The 17,070-nt window shown below is 65.1% G+C and carries 19 protein-coding genes; 8 read left to right on the top strand and 11 right to left on the bottom strand.

What is annotated here, in order from left to right:
* Positions 1-42: 42 nt before the first annotated feature.
* The 3 genes from I6F12_RS28000 to I6F12_RS28010 all read left to right on the top strand — a co-directional run bounded on the left by I6F12_RS28000 (position 43) and on the right by I6F12_RS28010 (position 4,130).
* On the top strand, positions 43-2,286 hold the full coding sequence (locus tag I6F12_RS28000; RefSeq protein WP_225157694.1) for a PAS domain-containing hybrid sensor histidine kinase/response regulator: 2,244 nt from the start codon (positions 43-45) through the stop codon (positions 2,284-2,286).
* Between the two features lie 84 nt (positions 2,287-2,370).
* Positions 2,371-3,000, top strand: coding sequence for a histidine phosphatase family protein (locus tag I6F12_RS28005; RefSeq protein ID WP_225157695.1), 630 nt, complete (start codon positions 2,371-2,373; stop codon positions 2,998-3,000).
* 71 nt (positions 3,001-3,071) lie between these two features.
* Positions 3,072-4,130 (top strand): AI-2E family transporter, encoded by a 1,059-nt coding sequence (locus tag I6F12_RS28010; protein ID WP_036003187.1) that lies wholly within the window; start codon positions 3,072-3,074, stop codon positions 4,128-4,130.
* Between the two features lie 45 nt (positions 4,131-4,175).
* Here I6F12_RS28010 and I6F12_RS28015 read toward each other — a convergent pair whose 3' ends face one another.
* The 8 genes from I6F12_RS28015 to hisB form a co-directional block, all read right to left on the bottom strand.
* A complete protein-coding gene (locus tag I6F12_RS28015; protein ID WP_036003274.1) occupies positions 4,176-4,415 on the bottom strand; it encodes a hypothetical protein in 240 nt (79 codons plus the stop codon).
* Between the two features lie 101 nt (positions 4,416-4,516).
* On the bottom strand, positions 4,517-5,473 hold the full coding sequence (gene coaA, locus I6F12_RS28020; RefSeq protein ID WP_036003185.1) for a type I pantothenate kinase: 957 nt from the start codon (positions 5,471-5,473) through the stop codon (positions 4,517-4,519).
* Between the two features lie 36 nt (positions 5,474-5,509).
* A complete protein-coding gene (locus I6F12_RS28025; RefSeq protein ID WP_036003183.1) occupies positions 5,510-5,833 on the bottom strand; it encodes a phosphoribosyl-ATP diphosphatase in 324 nt (107 codons plus the stop codon).
* 102 nt (positions 5,834-5,935) lie between these two features.
* Positions 5,936-6,709: an imidazole glycerol phosphate synthase subunit HisF gene (gene hisF / locus I6F12_RS28030; RefSeq protein ID WP_018646048.1), complete on the bottom strand. Its 774-nt coding sequence runs from the start codon at positions 6,707-6,709 to the stop codon at positions 5,936-5,938.
* Positions 6,710-6,712: 3 nt separating this feature from the next.
* Positions 6,713-7,450 carry a 1-(5-phosphoribosyl)-5-[(5-phosphoribosylamino)methylideneamino]imidazole-4-carboxamide isomerase gene (gene hisA, locus I6F12_RS28035; protein WP_225148196.1) on the bottom strand — a complete coding sequence of 246 codons (738 nt, stop codon included), beginning with the start codon at positions 7,448-7,450 and terminating at the stop codon, positions 6,713-6,715.
* Complete coding sequence (gene hisH, locus I6F12_RS28040) at positions 7,447-8,097, bottom strand: imidazole glycerol phosphate synthase subunit HisH (RefSeq protein ID WP_036003163.1); 651 nt, start codon at positions 8,095-8,097, stop codon at positions 7,447-7,449. Before hisH ends, hisA begins: the two co-directional genes overlap by 4 nt.
* Positions 8,094-8,624, bottom strand: a complete 531-nt coding sequence (locus I6F12_RS28045) for a DUF2628 domain-containing protein (RefSeq protein ID WP_225157696.1) — start codon at positions 8,622-8,624, stop codon at positions 8,094-8,096. The genes hisH and I6F12_RS28045 overlap by 4 nt, the downstream gene beginning before the upstream one ends.
* Positions 8,625-8,689: 65 nt before the next feature.
* Positions 8,690-9,283: an imidazoleglycerol-phosphate dehydratase HisB gene (gene hisB, locus I6F12_RS28050; protein ID WP_036003156.1), complete on the bottom strand. Its 594-nt coding sequence runs from the start codon at positions 9,281-9,283 to the stop codon at positions 8,690-8,692.
* A gap of 191 nt (positions 9,284-9,474) precedes the next feature.
* Here hisB and hslV point away from each other — a divergent pair, with 191 nt between their 5' ends.
* The 5 genes from hslV to I6F12_RS28075 all read left to right on the top strand — a co-directional run bounded on the left by hslV (position 9,475) and on the right by I6F12_RS28075 (position 13,829).
* Positions 9,475-10,035, top strand: coding sequence for an ATP-dependent protease subunit HslV (gene hslV, locus I6F12_RS28055; RefSeq protein ID WP_036003154.1), 561 nt, complete (start codon positions 9,475-9,477; stop codon positions 10,033-10,035).
* A 190-nt stretch (positions 10,036-10,225) separates the two neighbouring features.
* Positions 10,226-10,708, top strand: coding sequence for a GNAT family N-acetyltransferase (locus tag I6F12_RS28060; RefSeq protein ID WP_109141961.1), 483 nt, complete (start codon positions 10,226-10,228; stop codon positions 10,706-10,708).
* On the top strand, positions 10,705-11,322 hold the full coding sequence (locus I6F12_RS28065) for a DUF2585 domain-containing protein (protein WP_225157697.1): 618 nt from the start codon (positions 10,705-10,707) through the stop codon (positions 11,320-11,322). The genes I6F12_RS28060 and I6F12_RS28065 overlap by 4 nt, the downstream gene beginning before the upstream one ends.
* Positions 11,323-11,371: 49 nt before the next feature.
* Entirely contained in the window at positions 11,372-12,676 is a 1,305-nt protein-coding gene (gene hslU, locus I6F12_RS28070) for an ATP-dependent protease ATPase subunit HslU (protein ID WP_036003145.1), read from the top strand.
* Positions 12,677-12,704: 28 nt separating this feature from the next.
* On the top strand, positions 12,705-13,829 hold the full coding sequence (locus tag I6F12_RS28075) for a hypothetical protein (RefSeq protein WP_225157698.1): 1,125 nt from the start codon (positions 12,705-12,707) through the stop codon (positions 13,827-13,829).
* A 396-nt stretch (positions 13,830-14,225) separates the two neighbouring features.
* Here I6F12_RS28075 and I6F12_RS28080 read toward each other — a convergent pair whose 3' ends face one another.
* Genes I6F12_RS28080 through I6F12_RS28090 form a run of 3 tightly spaced genes read right to left on the bottom strand, consistent with a single transcriptional unit; the run spans position 14,226 to position 17,033 of the window.
* Positions 14,226-14,816 carry a Smr/MutS family protein gene (locus I6F12_RS28080; RefSeq protein WP_036003140.1) on the bottom strand — a complete coding sequence of 197 codons (591 nt, stop codon included), beginning with the start codon at positions 14,814-14,816 and terminating at the stop codon, positions 14,226-14,228.
* Positions 14,813-16,348 (bottom strand): MltA domain-containing protein, encoded by a 1,536-nt coding sequence (locus I6F12_RS28085; RefSeq protein ID WP_225113150.1) that lies wholly within the window; start codon positions 16,346-16,348, stop codon positions 14,813-14,815. Before I6F12_RS28085 ends, I6F12_RS28080 begins: the two co-directional genes overlap by 4 nt.
* Positions 16,326-17,033, bottom strand: coding sequence for a Tim44/TimA family putative adaptor protein (locus I6F12_RS28090; RefSeq protein WP_036003134.1), 708 nt, complete (start codon positions 17,031-17,033; stop codon positions 16,326-16,328). Before I6F12_RS28090 ends, I6F12_RS28085 begins: the two co-directional genes overlap by 23 nt.
* Positions 17,034-17,070 lie beyond the last annotated feature (37 nt).

The following is a 17,070-nucleotide window of genomic DNA, read 5'->3' on the forward strand; positions in this document are numbered from 1 at the left end:
CGTCGCACGCGGCGGCGGGGTTTCAGGCAAGGGTCGGTTGCGATGGGTCGGACGTTCCGGATCAAGGTGCGCATGCGTCGTTTCAGGCGACGGCATCCGAGGCTCGCTTTCGCGATCCGCTCCTTCATGATCTTCTCGGCGACGTTCGGCGGCGCCTATGGTTTCGTCTCCGGCAGCCGGTCCGACAATTCCGGCTACGATCCCCACACCTTTGCGATCGGCGCCAGCTTCCTGTTCGCGCTCGCCTGCCTCGGCCTTGCGACGCTGAGCATGCGTCTGCGCTTCGTCAATAAGCGGCTGCGGACGCTCGCCTCCCACAACGAAGCCTTGATCGACCGCAATTGGGAGCTGAAGGAAGCGGAAGAGCGCGCCCGCAGCCTGTTCGAGCAGCAGGGCGACCTCATCGTGCTGCGCGCTACCGACGGCCGCATCACCTTTGCCAACGAGGCCTATTGCGCGCTCGCGGGACAGGCGCGCAGCGCGCTGGTCGGCACGCGATTCGATTTCGACGTGCTGGAGCAGGGCGACAGTGCCCGCGAGAGCAGCGGCACGCGCATCCACGACCAGAAGATCGCAACCCCGCTCGGCGCGCGCTGGATCGCCTGGCGCGAGGGCTATGTCCGCCTCGATGCCGGCCAGCCCGCCGAGTTGCAGAGCGTCGGACGCGACGTCACCGACCGCACCGAGACCGAGCGCGCATTGTCCGACGCGCGCGACCAGGCCGACGCCGCCAACCGCGCCAAGTCGCGCTTCCTGGCGATGGCCTCGCACGAGATCCGCACCCCCCTGAACGGCATCATCGGTATGGGCGGCCTGTTGCTCGACACCGATCTGACGCCGGAGCAGGCGACCTATGCCAGGGCGGTGAAAACCTCGGGCGAAGCCTTGATGGCGCTAATCGAGGAGCTGCTCGACTATTCCAAGATCGAGGCCGGCAAGCTCGACCTCGATCAACGTCCCTTCGCGCTCTCGACCCTGGTCGAAGAGATCACCGAGCTACTCGCGCCGCGCGCGCAGGCGAAGTCGCTCGAGATCGCCGCCTATGTCGACGAGCGCCTGCCGCTCGAAGTGGTCGGCGACGCCGCGCGGCTGCGCCAGGTGCTGCTCAACCTCGCCGGCAACGCCATCAAGTTCACGAGCAGCGGCGGCGTGGCACTGATCGTCGAGCCCGGCATCTGGCCGAACGAGATCAGCTTCCTGGTTCGCGACACCGGCATCGGCATCGCAGCCGAAGCCCAGCAGCGCATCTTCCGCGAATTCGAGCAGGCCGACGAGCGCGTCGCCCGCACCTATGGCGGCACCGGACTTGGCCTCGCCATCAGCGAGCGCATCGTCAAGCGCATGGGCGGCCGGATCACGCTCACGAGCGAGCCGGGCAGGGGCTCGACCTTCGAGGTCGCGGTGCCGCTTACGCCGTCGCAAGGCGGCGCCGGGCAGACCGCCTTTCCGAGTCCCGACCTCACCGGCAAGTCGATGCTCCTCGTCGCCAACGGCATCGAAGCCTCGCTCATCGCGCGGCGGCTCGAACGCTGGGGCAGCCAGACCTGCCTGGTTGCAGATGCGGCGGTCGCCGAAGCATTGCTGCCGGAACGCTCCTGGCACGCGGTGCTGATCGATCGGGCGATCGGCCCCGCCGCGGCCGATCAGCTCGGTGAGGCCGCCCGCGCGCATGCCTTGCAGCGCCTCGTGCTGCTGACGTCGAGCTCGCGGCACGAGAAGCTGTCGGCGGCCTTCACCGGCTTTCTGGTGAAGCCGCTGCGCGCGGCCTCGCTTGCCGCACGCCTCGCTTTGACGCCGGAGGTCGCCTCGCCCGATCTCGCGCCGGAGCCGCCGCCGGCCTCCGCCGGCCCCGCGCCGGTGAAAGGCCTGTCGATCCTCGTTGCCGAGGACAACGAGATCAACGCCTTGCTGATGCGCTCGCTGCTGACCAAGCTCGGCCACCGCGTCGTCATTGCCGTCCAAGGCGAGGCCGCGCTGGAATCCTGGCTCGCCGCCTCATCGGCCGGCACGCCCTACGATCTCGTGCTGATGGACATCCAGATGCCGCAGCTCGACGGCATCGAGGCGACAAAGCGCATCCGCGCGCACGAGGCCGCGCTGGGCGATTCCCAGACGCCGATCCTGGCGCTCACCGCCAACACGCTGGTGGAGGATCGTTATGCCTGCTTCGAGGCAGGCATGAACGGATTTCTGATCAAGCCGGTCGACCGTGAGAAGCTCGAGGAGGCGCTGGCGGGCCTTGCTGCGTCCCGGCACCAGACGGTTCTGGATCTCACGGGAACCTGATCTCGTCTGACGATCGCAATTGAAATCGAGCGCGTTGCGCGTCACGATCCCGCCGGGGGCATTTTGCAACCAAAGGATTTGCGCATGAACGTGCTTTGCCGCCTCGCCCTGATTGTTCTCCTGGCTGGAATCTCCCGCCACGCAGCCGCCGACACACCGGACCTCATCTCGTCGCTCAAGCAGGGCGGCTACGTCCTGATCTTCCGACACACCGCGACTGACGACAGCCAGAAGGATGTCTATCCCTTCAAGTTCGACGACATGAGTGCCCAGCGTCAGCTCAGCGAGAAGGGCAGGGACGCGGCGCGCCAGATCGGGACGGCGATCAAGGACCTCGCGATCCCCATCGGCGACGTCTACACCAGCCGGCTGAACCGCGCGGTCGAGGCCGGCAAGCTGATCTCCGGCCGTGAGGTCAAGCCGGTCGATGCTCTGACCGACAGCAGCAACGCCAGCGCATCGGGAATGGCAAACCCGACCGGCGCCAATGCCAGGGCCGGGCAGGCCGTGCGTCAGCTCGTCGATGCGCCGCCGCAGTCCGGCACCAACACCGTCCTGGTCACCCACAAGACCAACATCGCCGATGCCTTCGGCAAGGACGCCGGCAACGTCGGGGAAGGCGAGGCCTTCGTCTACAAGGCCGGCAGCTCGGGTCCCGCCACCTTCGCAGGGCGCATCACGCTTGCGGATTGGATCGCGAAAGCGGGCAGGTAAGGACCTGCCGCTCCGCCACGATGTTGTGCTACGGACATCATCTGGCGAACGAGCGAAGAGCTGGCGAACACGTGAGAACATCGGAGAACCGTTCATTCCTCATCCTGCTTGGCGCGATCTCCGTCGCGTTCGTCTGGGTGCTTTGGCCGTTCTCCGGTGCCGTGTTGTGGGCCACGCTGCTGGCCATCATCTTCGCCCCGTTCTATCGGCGGGTGCTGAGATCCGTGCCCGAAAAGCACAACCTTGCCGCCCTCGTCACCGTCATCGTGGTGGTCGTCATGGTCCTGATCCCCGTGGCGGTCATCATCGCGTCGCTGATCGACCAGGGCGGGGAGCTGTATCAGCGCGTTCAGAGCGGGGAGATCAGCCTCTCTCATCCCCTGCAGCAGCTGAAATCCGCGCTGCCCGCCTGGGCTGTGTCGCTCGGAGACCGCCTGGCCGGCATCGATTTTTCGGCCCTGAGGGAACGCCTGTCGGGTCTGGTCGTCCCTGCCGGACAACAGCTGGCCGGGCATGCGATCAACATCGGTCAGGTGACGCTGGAGTTCGTCGCAAGCCTGCTCGTGATGCTGTACCTGCTGTTCTTCCTGCTGCGCGACGGTGACGAGCTCAATGCCCGCATTCGCGAGGCGCTCCCGCTGAGCCCGAACCATACCGCGGAAATTCTCGATGTCTTCACCCTGGCGGTTCGTGGAACGATCAAGGGGATCGTTCTCGTCGCGTTGATACAGGGAGCACTCGGCGGGCTCATCTTCTGGCTGCTCGGCCTCACCGCGCCGCTGCTGGCGGGCGCGCTGATGGCGCTGCTCTCGCTGCTGCCGGTGCTCGGCTCCGCGCTGGTCTGGGTTCCGGTTGCGCTTTACCTGCTTGTGGCAGGTTCGGTCACGAAGGGACTCATCCTGCTCGCTTTCGGCACCTTCGTGATCGGCCTTGCGGACAATTTTCTCCGCCCGATCCTGGTCGGCCAGTCGATCCAGATGCCGAGCTATATCGTGCTGCTCGCCACGCTGGGCGGCCTTGCGACGTTCGGAGCGAACGGGTTCGTGATCGGCCCGCTCGTCGCTGCAATGTTTCTGACGACGTGGCACATCTTCGTCGTCTCGAAGTCGAAACAGGGGGCCCCGAAATGATCGTCATGCCGAGCCTGGAGCGGGCGATCCGGCCTCTGCGCAATCTCATGCAGCAGAGACAATAAAGCGCGGTGCAGACAGCTTGTCCGGCGTCGTCTGGCCTCCCCGGAAGACGGTATTTGCCTGCGCGGCGCGCTTGCAATGGGGGCACACGAAGAGATGCGCGATGACCGGGGTCGGCTCGTCCGTGAGCAATTCCGAGCGGAACCACTTCATCTCGACATGGCAGTCCGGGCAGACCGGAGCTTCCAGCTGCTCCGCAGCGCTCCTGAGACGATCAACCATGGTGTGCCCCCGCCGTTTTCCAAGGAATAGCGGAATACCCATCGTTGGTCTGCATCAAAAGATACTCTGCGCGAATGGGCAGGGCCCGGGCACCAAGGCGATTACAGCCGCCTGAGCGCCACGCTCTCCACCGTGTGGTCGGCGCCCTTCTTGAGGATCAGCGTCGCACGGGGCCGGGTCGGCAGGATGTTGTCCTCGAGATTGGCGAGGTTGGTACGCTCCCAGATCGCGATCGCGGTCGCGGTGGCTTCCTCGTCCGACAACAGAGCATAGCGGTTGAAGTAGGATTTTGGATTGGTGAATGCGGTGTCGCGCAGCGCCAGGAAGCGCTTGATGTACCATTGCCGCAGCGCCGCCTCGTCGGCGTCGATATAGACCGAGAAATCGAAGAAGTCGGAAACCACCGGCACCGCCTTGCCGTCGCGCGGCAGCTTGCCGGTCTGCAGCACGTTGACGCCTTCGACGATCAGGATGTCGGGCTGGTCGATCTCGGCCCATTGGTTCGGCACGATGTCGTAGGTCAGATGCGAATAGACCGGCGCACGGACGTGGCGGCGGCCGGCCTTGATGTCGGAGAGGAAGTTGAGCAGCATCGGCAGATCGTAGCTCTCCGGAAAACCCTTCTTCTGCATGATGCCGTGCCGCTCGAGCACCGCATTGGGATAGAGAAATCCGTCCGTGGTGATCAGCTCGACTTTCGGCCGCGGCGACCAGCGCGCCAAGAGGGCCTGGAGCACGCGTGCCGTGGTGGATTTCCCGACCGCCACCGAGCCGGCGACGCCGATGATGTAGGGCACCTTGCGGTCCCTGATGTTGAGGAACTGGCGCTCGGCGTAATACAGCCGCTGCATGGCATCGACGTAGATCGACAACAGGCGCGACAGCGGCAGATAAATGTCTTCGACCTCCTGCAGGTCGAGGCGATCGTGCAGCGAACGCAGCCGGTCGAACTCGCCCGGCTCGAGCGTCATCGGCGTATCGTCGCGCAGTCGCGCCCATTCCTCACGCGTATAAACGCGGTAGGGATTGTACTGCTGCTCGGGTGCGCGGATATCCATGACGCCGCCTTTCCGTTGCGATCTATTCGCCCTTGCCTAGCCGCCCTTGCGCGACGCCTTCTCTTCCAGCCCCGACATCGAGGTCCGCTTGTCCAGCGCGGCCTCGACCTCTTCCAGCTTTATGCCGCGCGCCTTCAGCAGCACAAGGAAATGATAGAGCAGGTCGGCACTTTCAGCGATCAGATGCGCGCGATCGTTTTCGACTGCAGCGATTACGGTTTCGACTGCTTCCTCGCCGAACTTCTTGGCGCAATGCTCGGGGCCTTTGTCGAGCAGCTTGCGGGTATAGGATGCTTCGCCGCCGGACGCTGCGCGGACGTCGATGGTTTCGGCCAGATCATGGATCGTGAAACGCGGCATCGGACTCACTCGGAAACACGCTTGAAAGCAAGCTTGGCAACAGATTTGGCCACGGCGGCCATCCCCGTCCGCCAATGTTAGCATCGTTACGAACCGGAGTCGTCAGGCATCCAGGCGCATCGGCAGCCCACGCCGCGCCATGTGCTCCTTGGCCTCACGAATGGTGAATTCCCCGAAATGGAAGATCGAAGCCGCGAGCACCGCGGTGGCGTGCCCGTCGCGGATACCGTCGACGAGATGGTCGAGATTGCCGACGCCGCCCGAGGCGATCACGGGGACGGGAACGCTGTCGGCGATCGCGCGGGTCAGCGGAATATCGAATCCCTGCCTTGTGCCGTCGCGGTCCATCGAGGTGAGCAGGATTTCACCGGCGCCGAGCGAAACCACCTCCTGCGCGTATTCGATCGCGTCGATGCCGGTCGAGTTGCGCCCGCCATGGGTAAAGATCTCCCAGCGGTCGCCGCCCGGACGCTTGACGCGCTTGGCATCGATCGCGACCACCACGCACTGCTCGCCGAATTTTTCAGCGGCTTCCTTGACGAATTCGCGCCGCGACACCGCGGCGCTGTTAATCGAGACCTTGTCGGCGCCGGCGCGCAGCAGCGTCTTGATGTCGTTGACCTCGCGCACGCCGCCGCCGACGGTGACAGGCATGAAGCAGGCTTCCGCCGTGCGCCGGACCACGTCCAGCATGATGCCGCGGTTCTCGTGGGTCGCGGTGATGTCGAGGAAGGTGAGCTCGTCGGCGCCGGCGGCGTCATAGGCGATGGCGGCCTCGACGGGATCGCCGGCATCCCTGAGATCGACGAAGTTGACGCCCTTGACGACGCGGCCGTCCTTGACATCGAGGCAGGGGATCACGCGCACCTTGAACATGGGTCAGCTCCTGCGCGCGTCGCGGATCAAGGTGAGGGCGGCGGCGGGATCGAGCCGGCCGTCATAGAGCGCGCGCCCGGCAATCGCGCCGGCGAGCTTCTTCGCGCGCGGCGTCAGCATGGCTTTCACGTCCTCGATCGAGGCGAGGCCGCCGGAGGCGATCACGGGAATCGAAATGGCATCGGCCAGCGCGATGGTCGCCTCTAAGTTCAAGCCCTTGAGCAAGCCGTCGCGCGCGATGTCAGTGAAGATGATGGCGGCAACGCCGGCATCCTCGAAGCGCTTGGCGATCTCGAGCACCGTGACCTGCGACGTCTCGGCCCAGCCCTCGACCGCGACCTTGCCGTCGCGCGCGTCGAGCCCGACCGCGACGCGGCCGGGGAATGTCTTCGCGGCGGACTTCACCAGCTCGGGATCGCGCACCGCGGCGGTGCCGATGATGACGCGGGTGATGCCCTTGTCGAGCCAGGCTTCGACGGTCGCGAGATCCCGAATGCCGCCGCCGAGCTGGACCGGGATCTCGATCGTCTTCAGCATCGCCTCGACGGCGTCAGCATTCACCGGCTTGCCGGCGAAGGCACCATCGAGGTCGACGACGTGAAGAAACTCAAACCCCTGCTCGGCAAAGCTCTGCGCCTGTGCGGCCGGATTGAGATTGAACACGGTCGCGCGCGCCATGTCGCCTTGCTCGAGGCGCACGCACTGGCCGTTCTTGAGGTCGATCGCGGGAAAGAGAATCACGGTTTCCATCGCAAGAAGTTCGAGATCAGGGCCAGCCCGAAGCGCTGGCTCTTCTCGGGGTGGAATTGCGTGCCGATGGCGGTGTCCTTGCCGACGATCGCCGTGACGGGCCCCCCGTAATCGGCGCGCGCAAGCACGTCCGCCTCGCTGGCGGCGTTGAGATGGTAGGAGTGCACGAAATAAGCGTGCTGGCCCTTGGGACCGAGCGGCAGCTTGTTCAGCACCGGATGCTCCTGCAGCAGGTCCAGCGTATTCCAGCCCATGTGCGGGATCTTCAGGCTTTCATCGCGCGGCGTGATCTTCTCGACGTCGCCGCCGATCCAGTTCAAGCCCTCGGTGACGACGTGTTCCTTGCCGCGGCTCGCCATCAGCTGCATGCCGACGCAGATGCCGAAGAACGGCCGCGCCTTGACGCGCACCGCTTCGGTGATGGCCTCGACCATGCCGTTGACGGCATCGAGCCCGCGCCGGCAATCGGCAAAGGCGCCGACGCCGGGCAGCACCAGGCGATCGGCCTCGTAAGCCTGGTCCGGATCGCTGGTAACAAAGACCTTTTGCGGGCTCTCCAGGCTGCGCGCGGCGCGCTCGAAGGCTTTCGCGGCGGAATGCAGATTGCCGGAACCGTAATCGATGATGGCGACGCTCACCTTGATCCTCCCGGTTCTGGAAACAACCCAATGATGCCGCCGGCCGGAATCGGCGGCGGGTTCGAGAATGGCTGACCCGGCACATTCCGGGTCGGCGGCGGGCCGCCGCGGTCGACGGCCCGTTGATCGCCAGCGCTACCGTTCTGCTTCTGGCTCCAGCGCTCGAAGAAGCGGCGCTCCGCAGTATCGCTGTCGTCGGCGACGACGATGTCGAGCTGCCGCCACTTGCCGCGCGACAAGGTCCAGCGGCGCAGGCTCGAGGCTTCGAGGCCCATCAGCAGCGCGACGATGCAATCGGCGAAAAAGATAGAGGAGCGCCCGACGCCGAGACTCGACAGCCCCGCGTTGAACGCAACCAGGAAGATCAGATAGCCGATCAGCGCCAGCCACAGCCGATTCCACAGCAGCCAGAACGGACCGAAGATCATCGCCCAGAAATGGAAGCCGTCGCGCACGAACACGAACTTGTCGGACGCGCGCGGATCGGCTCCTGCGGGTGAGGGAGCGTGAACTGTGTAGACAGGCATGGGTGATGCCCCGTTCTCGAAAATCAGTGATGCCGCCAGCAGCGTTCGCCGCAAGACGGAAGATGTCAGCCGCCGAGCGAGCCCTTGGTGGAGGGGATCTCGCCCGCCGCCTTCGGATCGATCGCCACGGCCGCGCGCAGTGCCCGCGCCAGACCCTTGAAGCAGGACTCGGCGATATGATGGCTGTTATCGCCATATAGGGTCTCGACGTGGAGAGTCACGCCGGCGTTGATGGCAAAAGCCTGGAACCACTCGCGCACCAGCTCGGTGTCGAACTCGCCGATCTTGTGCCGGGGGAAGTCGGCCTTGAACACCAGGAACGGGCGGCCTGAGATGTCGATCACCACGCGCGTCAGCGTCTCGTCCATGGGCATGTGCACGCCGGCGTAGCGGGTGATACCAGCCATGTTGCCGAGCGCCTGCTTGACCGCCTGGCCAAGCGCGATGCCGGTGTCCTCGGTGGTATGGTGATAATCAATGTGCAGATCGCCCACCGCCTTGACCGTGAGGTCGATGCGGGAATGGCGGGCGAGGAGATCGAGCATATGGTCGAAAAAGCCGATGCCGGTCGCGATATTGGCCACGCCGGTGCCATCGAGGTTCACGGAGACCTCGATGTCGGTTTCCTTGGTCTTGCGCTTGATCGTCGCGGTGCGCATTGAAAGCTGGCTTTCATTCTAGCTAGGGAGCCGAAAACGCCAGTCTCTTAACAGCCAAATGACACCTTCGCTACTGCGGGAACGGCCGGCCGGACCTCTACTTCTGCCTATGGTGAGCGAAATTCGGCCCGGAACGGCCCGTTGTGCCCTTCGTCCCGACCGCCTAAATCAGGCCGGACAGTGAGGTATTCATGCAGGACTCCCAGAACAGCTCGCCGGGCTGGCACGGCACCACGATTCTAACGGTCCGCAAGGGCGGCAAGGTGGTGGTCGGCGGCGACGGCCAGGTCTCGATCGGCCAGACCGTGATCAAGTCCAATGCCAAGAAGGTCCGCAAGCTCGGCAAGGGCGACGTCATCGGCGGCTTTGCCGGCGCCACGGCTGACGCCTTCACGCTGTTCGAGCGGCTCGAATCCAAGCTCGAGCAATATCCGGGGCAGCTGACCCGGGCGGCGGTGGAGCTCGCCAAGGACTGGCGCACCGACCGCTATCTTCGGCGGCTGGAGGCCATGATGATCGTGGCTGACAGGGACGTCTCCCTCGTGCTGACAGGCACCGGCGACGTGCTCGAACCCGAGGCCGGCGTGATGGCGATCGGCTCCGGCGGCAATTACGCGCTGGCGGCGGCCCGGGCCCTGCTCGACACCGACAAGGACGCCGAGACCATCGTCCGCCGCTCCCTGGACATCGCCGCGGACATCTGCGTCTACACCAACCGGAATCTGACGATCGAGAGCCTGGCTACGGGGTAGGGCGGAGGGGTCATTTGTCCGAGTGCCTCTCCGCACGGTCGGTGCAACCTCTCCCGCTTGCGGGGGAGGTCGGCGCGAAGCGCCGGGTGGGGGCTCTTCCCTCTGGGGGATTGTCCCATTGCGGAAACACCCTCTCCCCAACCCTCTCCCGCAAGCGGGAGAGGGAGAGCAGCACCGCTGTGGACGCTAGATGACGCAAAGCTACGCCTTCCGTCCCATGACCGCGGCCGACATGCCGCTGATCCGGCGCTGGCTCGCCGCACCGCATGTTGCCGAATGGTGGCATGATCCGGAGACGCTTGAATTCGTCGGCGGCGACCTCGATCATCCTGACCTGGCGCAGTTCATCGTCAGCCTTGACGGCCGGCCTTTCGCCTACCTGCAGTGCTACCGGCTCGGCGATTGGCATATCAGCTTCGGCCCGCAGCCCGTGGGCACTCGCGGCCTCGATCAGTTCATCGGCGAGGCCGACATGCTCGGATGCGGCCACGGCTCCGCTTTCATCCGCGCCTTCATCGACCAGCTCTTCGCGCGCGGTGTGCCGCGCATCGTGATAGACCCGAGTCCTTCCAATGCGCGCGCGATTCGTGCCTATGAGAAAGCTGGCTTCGTGCCGCAGCACGAGATCGTCACGCCCGATGGTCCCGCACTCCTGATGATCCGAGACCCATGACGCTCGCCGCAAGCCCCGCCGCCAAGACCACATTCCCGCCGCTCGCCTGGGCCGGCATCGCGCTGTTGCTGCTGGCGCTGCAGGCCGCGATCCTGCTGGCGATGGGGCGGGTGCCGATCTGCGCCTGCGGCACCATCAAGCTGTGGCACGGCGTGGTGAACAGCTCGGAGAATTCTCAGCAGATTGCAGACTGGTACACGTTCTCACACGTCCTGCACGGCTTCCTGTTCTACGGCCTGACCTGGCTGCTGTTCGCGCGGTTTCCCTTGCTGTCTCTCTCCTGGCCCGCACGGCTGATCATCGCCATCCTGATCGAAGGCGCCTGGGAGATCGTCGAGAACTCGCCCTTCATCATCGAGCGCTACCGCGCCGGCACGATCTCGCTGGATTATTACGGCGACAGCATCCTCAATTCGGTCTCGGACAATCTGGCCATGATCTTGGGGTTCCTGGCCGCACGCGCGCTGCCTGTCACCACGACCGTGCTGCTGGGGCTGGCCTTCGAGATCGTGCTGGCGCTCCACATTCGCGACAATCTGACGCTCAATATCCTGATGCTGATCCATCCGATCGAGGCCGTGAAGCAATGGCAATCCGGCCCGCCGATCATCTGACCCAAAATGCGGCTTGTCCTTGGCCGTCTCCCGCCCTAGCTAATCAGACATGACAGACTTCTCCCCCCGCGAAATCGTTTCCGAACTCGACCGTTTCATCGTCGGCCAGGGCGACGCCAAGCGCGCCGTATCGATCGCGCTGCGCAACCGCTGGCGCCGGCAGCAGCTCACCGGCTCCTTGCGCGAGGAGGTGCTGCCGAAGAACATCCTGATGATCGGCCCCACCGGCGTCGGCAAGACCGAGATCGCGCGGCGGCTCGCCAAGCTCGCGAATGCGCCGTTCCTGAAGGTCGAAGCGACCAAGTTCACCGAGGTCGGCTATGTCGGCCGCGACGTCGAGCAGATCATCCGCGATCTCGTCGAGGTCGCAATCGCGCAGGTGCGCGAGCGAAAGCGCAAGGACGTGCAGGCGCGCGCCCAGCTTGCCGCCGAGGAGCGCGTGCTGGATGCGCTGGTCGGCGCCAATGCGAGCTCGGCGACACGGGAATCCTTCCGCAAGAAACTGCGCGCCGGCGAACTGAACGACAAGGAAATCGAGATCGAGACGCAGTCGTCGGGCGGCGGCATGCCGATGTTCGAGATCCCGGGCATGCCGGGCGCTCAGATGGGCGCGATCTCGCTCGGCGACATCTTCGGCAAGCTCGGCGGCCGCAGCAAGACGCGCCGGCTGACGGTAGAGAGCTCGCACGAGATCCTCGTCAACGAGGAATCCGACAAGCTCTTGGACACCGAGCAGCTGACGCTGGAGGCGATCAGCGCGGTCGAGAACAACGGCATCGTGTTCCTCGACGAGATCGACAAGATCTGCGCCCGCGACGGCCGCGTCGGCGGCGACGTCTCGCGCGAGGGCGTGCAGCGCGATCTCCTGCCGCTGATCGAAGGCACCACGGTCTCGACCAAGCACGGCGCGGTCAAGACCGACCACATCCTCTTCATCGCCTCCGGCGCCTTCCATGTCGCCAAGCCGTCCGACCTCTTGCCGGAATTGCAGGGCCGCCTGCCGATCCGGGTCGAATTGCAGGCGCTGACCCGCGACGACATGCGCCGCATCCTGACCGAGCCCGAGGCCTCGCTGATCAAGCAATATGTCGCCCTGATGCAGACCGAAGGCGTGACGCTCGACATCACCGACAGCGCCATCGATGCGCTGGCCGACATTGCGGTTGCCGTCAATTCAACGGTCGAGAACATCGGCGCCCGGCGGCTGCAGACCGTGATGGAGCGGGTGCTGGACGAGATCTCCTTCACCGCCCCCGACCGCAACGGCGAGACGGTCCGGCTCGATGCGGATTACGTGCAAAAGCACATCGGCGACCTCGCCAAGAATGCGGATCTGAGCCGCTTCATTTTGTGATTCGGAGCGGTCACGCTATTGATGCGGCGTGACCGTACGCATCCTGCAAAATCCCTGGCGGCTCCTGCTCGCGATCAACGCGGCGGTCATCGTCGGCGTGCTCATTCACAAGATCCAGCTGCCGCCTTACGTCCCCTACATCCATCTCCTGGTCGACTATCATTTCGGCTTCATCAAGCGCGCGCTGATCGGGGCAATCGTCGCGCTGTTCACCGACAAGGTGCCGGTATGGCCAGTGTTCGCGCTCGGCGGGGCGACGTGGCTTGCAACGCTGGGCCTCTATGCCAGGCTCTTCCAGAACACGTTCGGCTTCTCTGCGAAAACGCTGCCTCTGTTCGTCTTCACCGCGGGCTCGCCGTTCTTCCTCAAGAACTTCATGCACACGCTCGGCCATTTCGACATCTATGGCTGCGCGCTGGCGATCATCCTGCTGCTGATGCCGGCGGGCTCGCTGGTCTTCGTGGCCATGGCTGCGCTGTTCTCGATCGTTCTCGTGCTGATCCACCACATTCATCTCTTGATGTACGTGCCGACGATCATCACCATCGTCGTGATCCGGCATTACCTTGCTTACGGTTGTGACCGCAGCAATGTTGTCTTCGGCGGGGTCGCTCTCGCCATTGTCTCCGCGCTGTTCTTCGCCGCGCAGTTTCTGGGAACGATGCCGGTCCCCGAAACGGACTTCGTCGCCTATCTCAAAAGCCGGATGGCCGATCCTGCGCGCATCGACCTCTTGCAATTCGCCTACATCTGGTACCAGCCGCTGGCGAAGGAGGTTGCCGACACCTGGGGCCGCCTGCCGCACAACATCCTCGGCGTGCCCGTGTTCGCAGCTCTGATCTGGCTGCACGCGCCGCTGTGGCGCTTCTTTGCCAGCCTGATCGGCGCGCTCGCCAGCGATCTGCACAAGCGGCTCGTCATCGCAGCACTGGTCGGCATCAGTGTCACCTATCTCGTGATGTTCGCGATGGTGTTCGACTATTCACGCTGGATCTCGAACTGGGCGGTCTGCATGTTCCTGATCCTGCACGCGGTGAAGATGCTGCCGGCCAAGCAGGAAGCAGCGCTGATCCCGGCGGAGGATCGCAAGACCAACATTTTCGGTCTGATCCTCACGCTGATCCCACGCGTCGGAATCATCCGACCGTTTTAGAGGTAGACCCAGCCTCAGAGAAGGTGAGCTCCCTCACCCGCTTGCGGGCAGGGCTATCGCATTTGAGATTTTCCCTGCGGCCATCCTTCGAGACGCCCGCTTGAGGCGGGCTCCTCAGGATGAGGTCGGAGTGCGCGGTGGCAGTTTCAACGGGCACTGACGCCGATTAGCCTCATCCTGAGGAGGCGCGTCAGCGCCGTCTCGAAGGACGAGGCGTGCGCGCAGACCGCCGCCACAAGTCATATGCGATTGCCCTGCGCTTGCGGGGGAGGGTTGGGGAGAGGGTGTCTCCACAGAGGGATTCCCCAAGAGGAGAGAGCCCTCACCCGCCGCGCTTCGCGCGTCGGCCTCTCCCGCAAGCGGGAGAGGCAAGGGAAGCCGCATGCGCCGAGACTGCTACCCTCTCGCCCGCCTGATCCGCACATACAGCGCCCCCTCGCCGCCGTGGCCGATCGCGGCTTCCTCGAAGCCGACTACGAAGGCGCGGAATTCCGGCAGGCTGAGCCATTCCGGCACTTGGCGGCGGAGCACGCCGCTTTCGCCGCCACTGCGTCCCTTGCCGGTGATGACGAGCACGAAGGTGAGGCCGTCCTGATGGGCGCGGTGCAGGAAGCCGGCCAGCGCGCGATGGGCGCGCATCTGGGTCATGCCGTGCAGATCGAGCCGTGCCTCGATCTCGCTGCGGCCGCGCGACAGCTTGGTTCGCTCGCGCTTGCCGAGCGGCGCTAGCGGCGGAATCGACGGCTTTGCAGCGCGCGGCGCCGGTGCAGCGGCAACCGGCCTTGACGGTGGCGAAGTCCTCGTCACCTGGGACCCGGGCGAAGATTCGGCGCGCGGGGTAGCATGCGCCTTGGCCGCGCGATGCTTCCGCAGCGGCTTGACATGCTTTGCGACGAGATCCCACAGCTCGCGCTCCTCCTCGCTCAGCGCGCGACGGCGCGGCGAGGGGCGAGGCTCCAGCACGGGCGGACGGGACGGCCGTTTCATTGCGGGCGATGAGGACGATTCTTTGCCGGACGGCGCGGCTCAGGGGCAGGCTCGATCGCGGGACGCGGCACCGGCAGCGGAACCGGGCCGGCGACGGCGACTGTTTCGGTCTTGCCTTGCGCCGCCGCGGCGACGGGCGTGCCGGTCTTTGCCGGATCGGTCTGCGGAAACAGCTTTGCGATCTTCTCGGCGGGCCTTGGGTCCGGGATTGGCAGCTTCGCGGCGCGCGGGGCGGGATCGAGGCTCTTCGGCACCAGCATCACGAATTGCATGGGGTGGCGCAGCCGGCCGGAGACACGGCCGGCATCCGCGCCGGCGCCGAAAAACAGATCGGCCCGTGCTGGCCCGATGATGGCAGAGCCGGTGTCCTGCGCGATCATCAGCCGGCGGAACGGCGTCTTGGCGCGTTCTGACTCGATCGGAAGCTCGCCCTCGATGAAGAACGGCGTGCCGTAGACATGCAGCGATTTGTCGACGGCGATGGAGCGCCCCGCGGTCAAGGGAATGCCTTGCGCGCCGACTGCCTCCTCCTTGTCGGAGAGATTGACCTCGCGGAAGAAGATGTAGGCGCGGTTCGCGCGGCGCAGCTCCTTGGCGCCGTCGGGATTCTGCGCCATCCACTCCCTGATCTTCTGCATCGACATCTCCTCTCTCGGGATGATGCCGCGCTCGATCAGGATGCGACCGACCGCCGTGTAGGGATAGCCGTTATAGGCGTCGTAATTGAGTCGAACCGAGCTGCCGTCGTCGAACTTGATGCGGGCCGAGCCCTGGATCTGCGCGAACAACAGATCGGTCGGATCCTTCAGCCAGGCGATCTCGAGCCCCCGGCCGGCGATCTTGCCGTCCTCGATCTCGCCGCGGTCGTAATAGGGCACCAGCTTGCGGCGGCCGATCTTGCGATAGACCGGGCCCTTGTTGGGCAGGCTGAGCGCATCCTGCTTGTAGCCGCGCACAAACAAGTTCGAGGGACGGCGATAGACCGGCACGTTGTAGACATCGGACTGCGTGCGCGCCCCCTCCAGCACCGGCTCGTAATAGCCGGTGACGAAGCCTTCGGGCTCGCCGAGCCGCGAGATCCGCAGCGGCGTGAAATTCTCCTCGAAGAAGGTCTTCGCTTTGCCGTCGTCGGCGAGATCGAGCGTTTTAGCGACGCGGCAGGGCTCACCCAGCGATGTGCCCAAAGCTTTGGGCTCGGCCTTGGCTTCGCCGTTCTGCGCATTGATCGGCTTGCAGCTGGCGCGGAAGGTCTTGTACGCGGCGAGATGATTGTCGTCGCCCCACCCCTTCACGTCCGCCCAGGCCAGCGGCAGATATTGCGCGCCGGGAATTTCGAAGGGCAGGGTGAGCTGCGGATAGGGCAAGGCTCGTGGCGGAGCGGCAGGCGTTCGCGGCAGATGGTGGTGGTGGCTGCGATGGTGACGCCGCGCCGCCTCGGCGCCGAGCGAAAACGACGACAGCGCGACGGCAGCTGCGCAAAGCGCCGTCGCGCCGTTCTTCAGGAAGATCTTAATTCGCGCTTCCGGTGCCAACCAGCTTCCAGTTCGGATCGCGAGAGGAGGTGTCGCGGGCGAAAGTCCAGATATCGGTGATATCGGCGACCGTGTCGGCGCTGCCGTCGACGATGTTGCCGGCCTTGTCGCGGGTGGCCGAGATCATCTGCGAGACGAAGCGCACGGTGAGCTGCGCACTGCGATCGCGCAACTCGGCGCCGACGAGCTCGGCCTTGTCGATCGACACGAAGCGCGTCTCGGTCTTCTGCTCGTTCTTCTCGCGTTCCTTGATTGCAGCGTCGAAGCTTTCATAGACGTCCGACGACAACAGATCGCGCAGCGCGCGGCGGTCGCCATTGGCAAAAGCGAGCACGATCATCTCGTAGGCGCCGCGCGCGCCCGAGAGGAAATGGCGCGGGTCGAAGCTGGAATCCTTCTCGACGATGGCATCGAGACCCTGCGCCAGCGGCGTGCCCGGCTCGGTCAGCCCCTTCCAGCGATCGGACGGCGCGGTCGGCTCGGCCGTCGGCGCCAGCGGGGCCTGGTCGATCACCTTGCCCGGCATGGTCACGACGTTGTTGTCCTGGGCGCCTCCGAGCGCGTTGCGGGCGGCGGTGCGATCGAACGGCGGCCGCTCGTTGCCGGTGCGCTGCCCCAGCACGCTACGCAGCCGCAAGAAGATGAAGACGGCCAGCGCCAGGAATATGATGGTGTAGATGTCCACGTCGTATTCGCTTTCTGGTCTTTGCAGGGCTCGTTGC

Source organism: Bradyrhizobium sp. IC4059 (genome assembly GCF_020193615.1).
Classification (GTDB): domain Bacteria; phylum Pseudomonadota; class Alphaproteobacteria; order Rhizobiales; family Xanthobacteraceae; genus Bradyrhizobium; species Bradyrhizobium yuanmingense.

Bases quoted from the DNA above. Each gene is read 5' to 3' on its own strand.
- I6F12_RS28000 (WP_225157694.1), top strand. From the start codon at position 43: ATGGGTCGGACGTTCCGGATCAAGGTGCGCATGCGTCGTTTCAGGCGA.
- I6F12_RS28005 (WP_225157695.1), top strand. From the start codon at position 2,371: ATGAACGTGCTTTGCCGCCTCGCCCTGATTGTTCTCCTGGCTGGAATC.
- I6F12_RS28015 (WP_036003274.1), bottom strand. From the start codon at position 4,415: ATGGTTGATCGTCTCAGGAGCGCTGCGGAGCAGCTGGAAGCTCCGGTC.
- coaA (WP_036003185.1), bottom strand. From the start codon at position 5,473: ATGGATATCCGCGCACCCGAGCAGCAGTACAATCCCTACCGCGTTTAT.
- I6F12_RS28025 (WP_036003183.1), bottom strand. From the start codon at position 5,833: ATGCCGCGTTTCACGATCCATGATCTGGCCGAAACCATCGACGTCCGC.
- hisF (WP_018646048.1), bottom strand. From the start codon at position 6,709: ATGTTCAAGGTGCGCGTGATCCCCTGCCTCGATGTCAAGGACGGCCGC.
- I6F12_RS28045 (WP_225157696.1), bottom strand. From the start codon at position 8,624: ATGCCTGTCTACACAGTTCACGCTCCCTCACCCGCAGGAGCCGATCCG.
- hisB (WP_036003156.1), bottom strand. From the start codon at position 9,283: ATGCGCACCGCGACGATCAAGCGCAAGACCAAGGAAACCGACATCGAG.
- hslV (WP_036003154.1), top strand. From the start codon at position 9,475: ATGCAGGACTCCCAGAACAGCTCGCCGGGCTGGCACGGCACCACGATT.
- I6F12_RS28060 (WP_109141961.1), top strand. From the start codon at position 10,226: ATGACGCAAAGCTACGCCTTCCGTCCCATGACCGCGGCCGACATGCCG.
- I6F12_RS28065 (WP_225157697.1), top strand. From the start codon at position 10,705: ATGACGCTCGCCGCAAGCCCCGCCGCCAAGACCACATTCCCGCCGCTC.
- hslU (WP_036003145.1), top strand. From the start codon at position 11,372: ATGACAGACTTCTCCCCCCGCGAAATCGTTTCCGAACTCGACCGTTTC.
- I6F12_RS28080 (WP_036003140.1), bottom strand. From the start codon at position 14,816: ATGAAACGGCCGTCCCGTCCGCCCGTGCTGGAGCCTCGCCCCTCGCCG.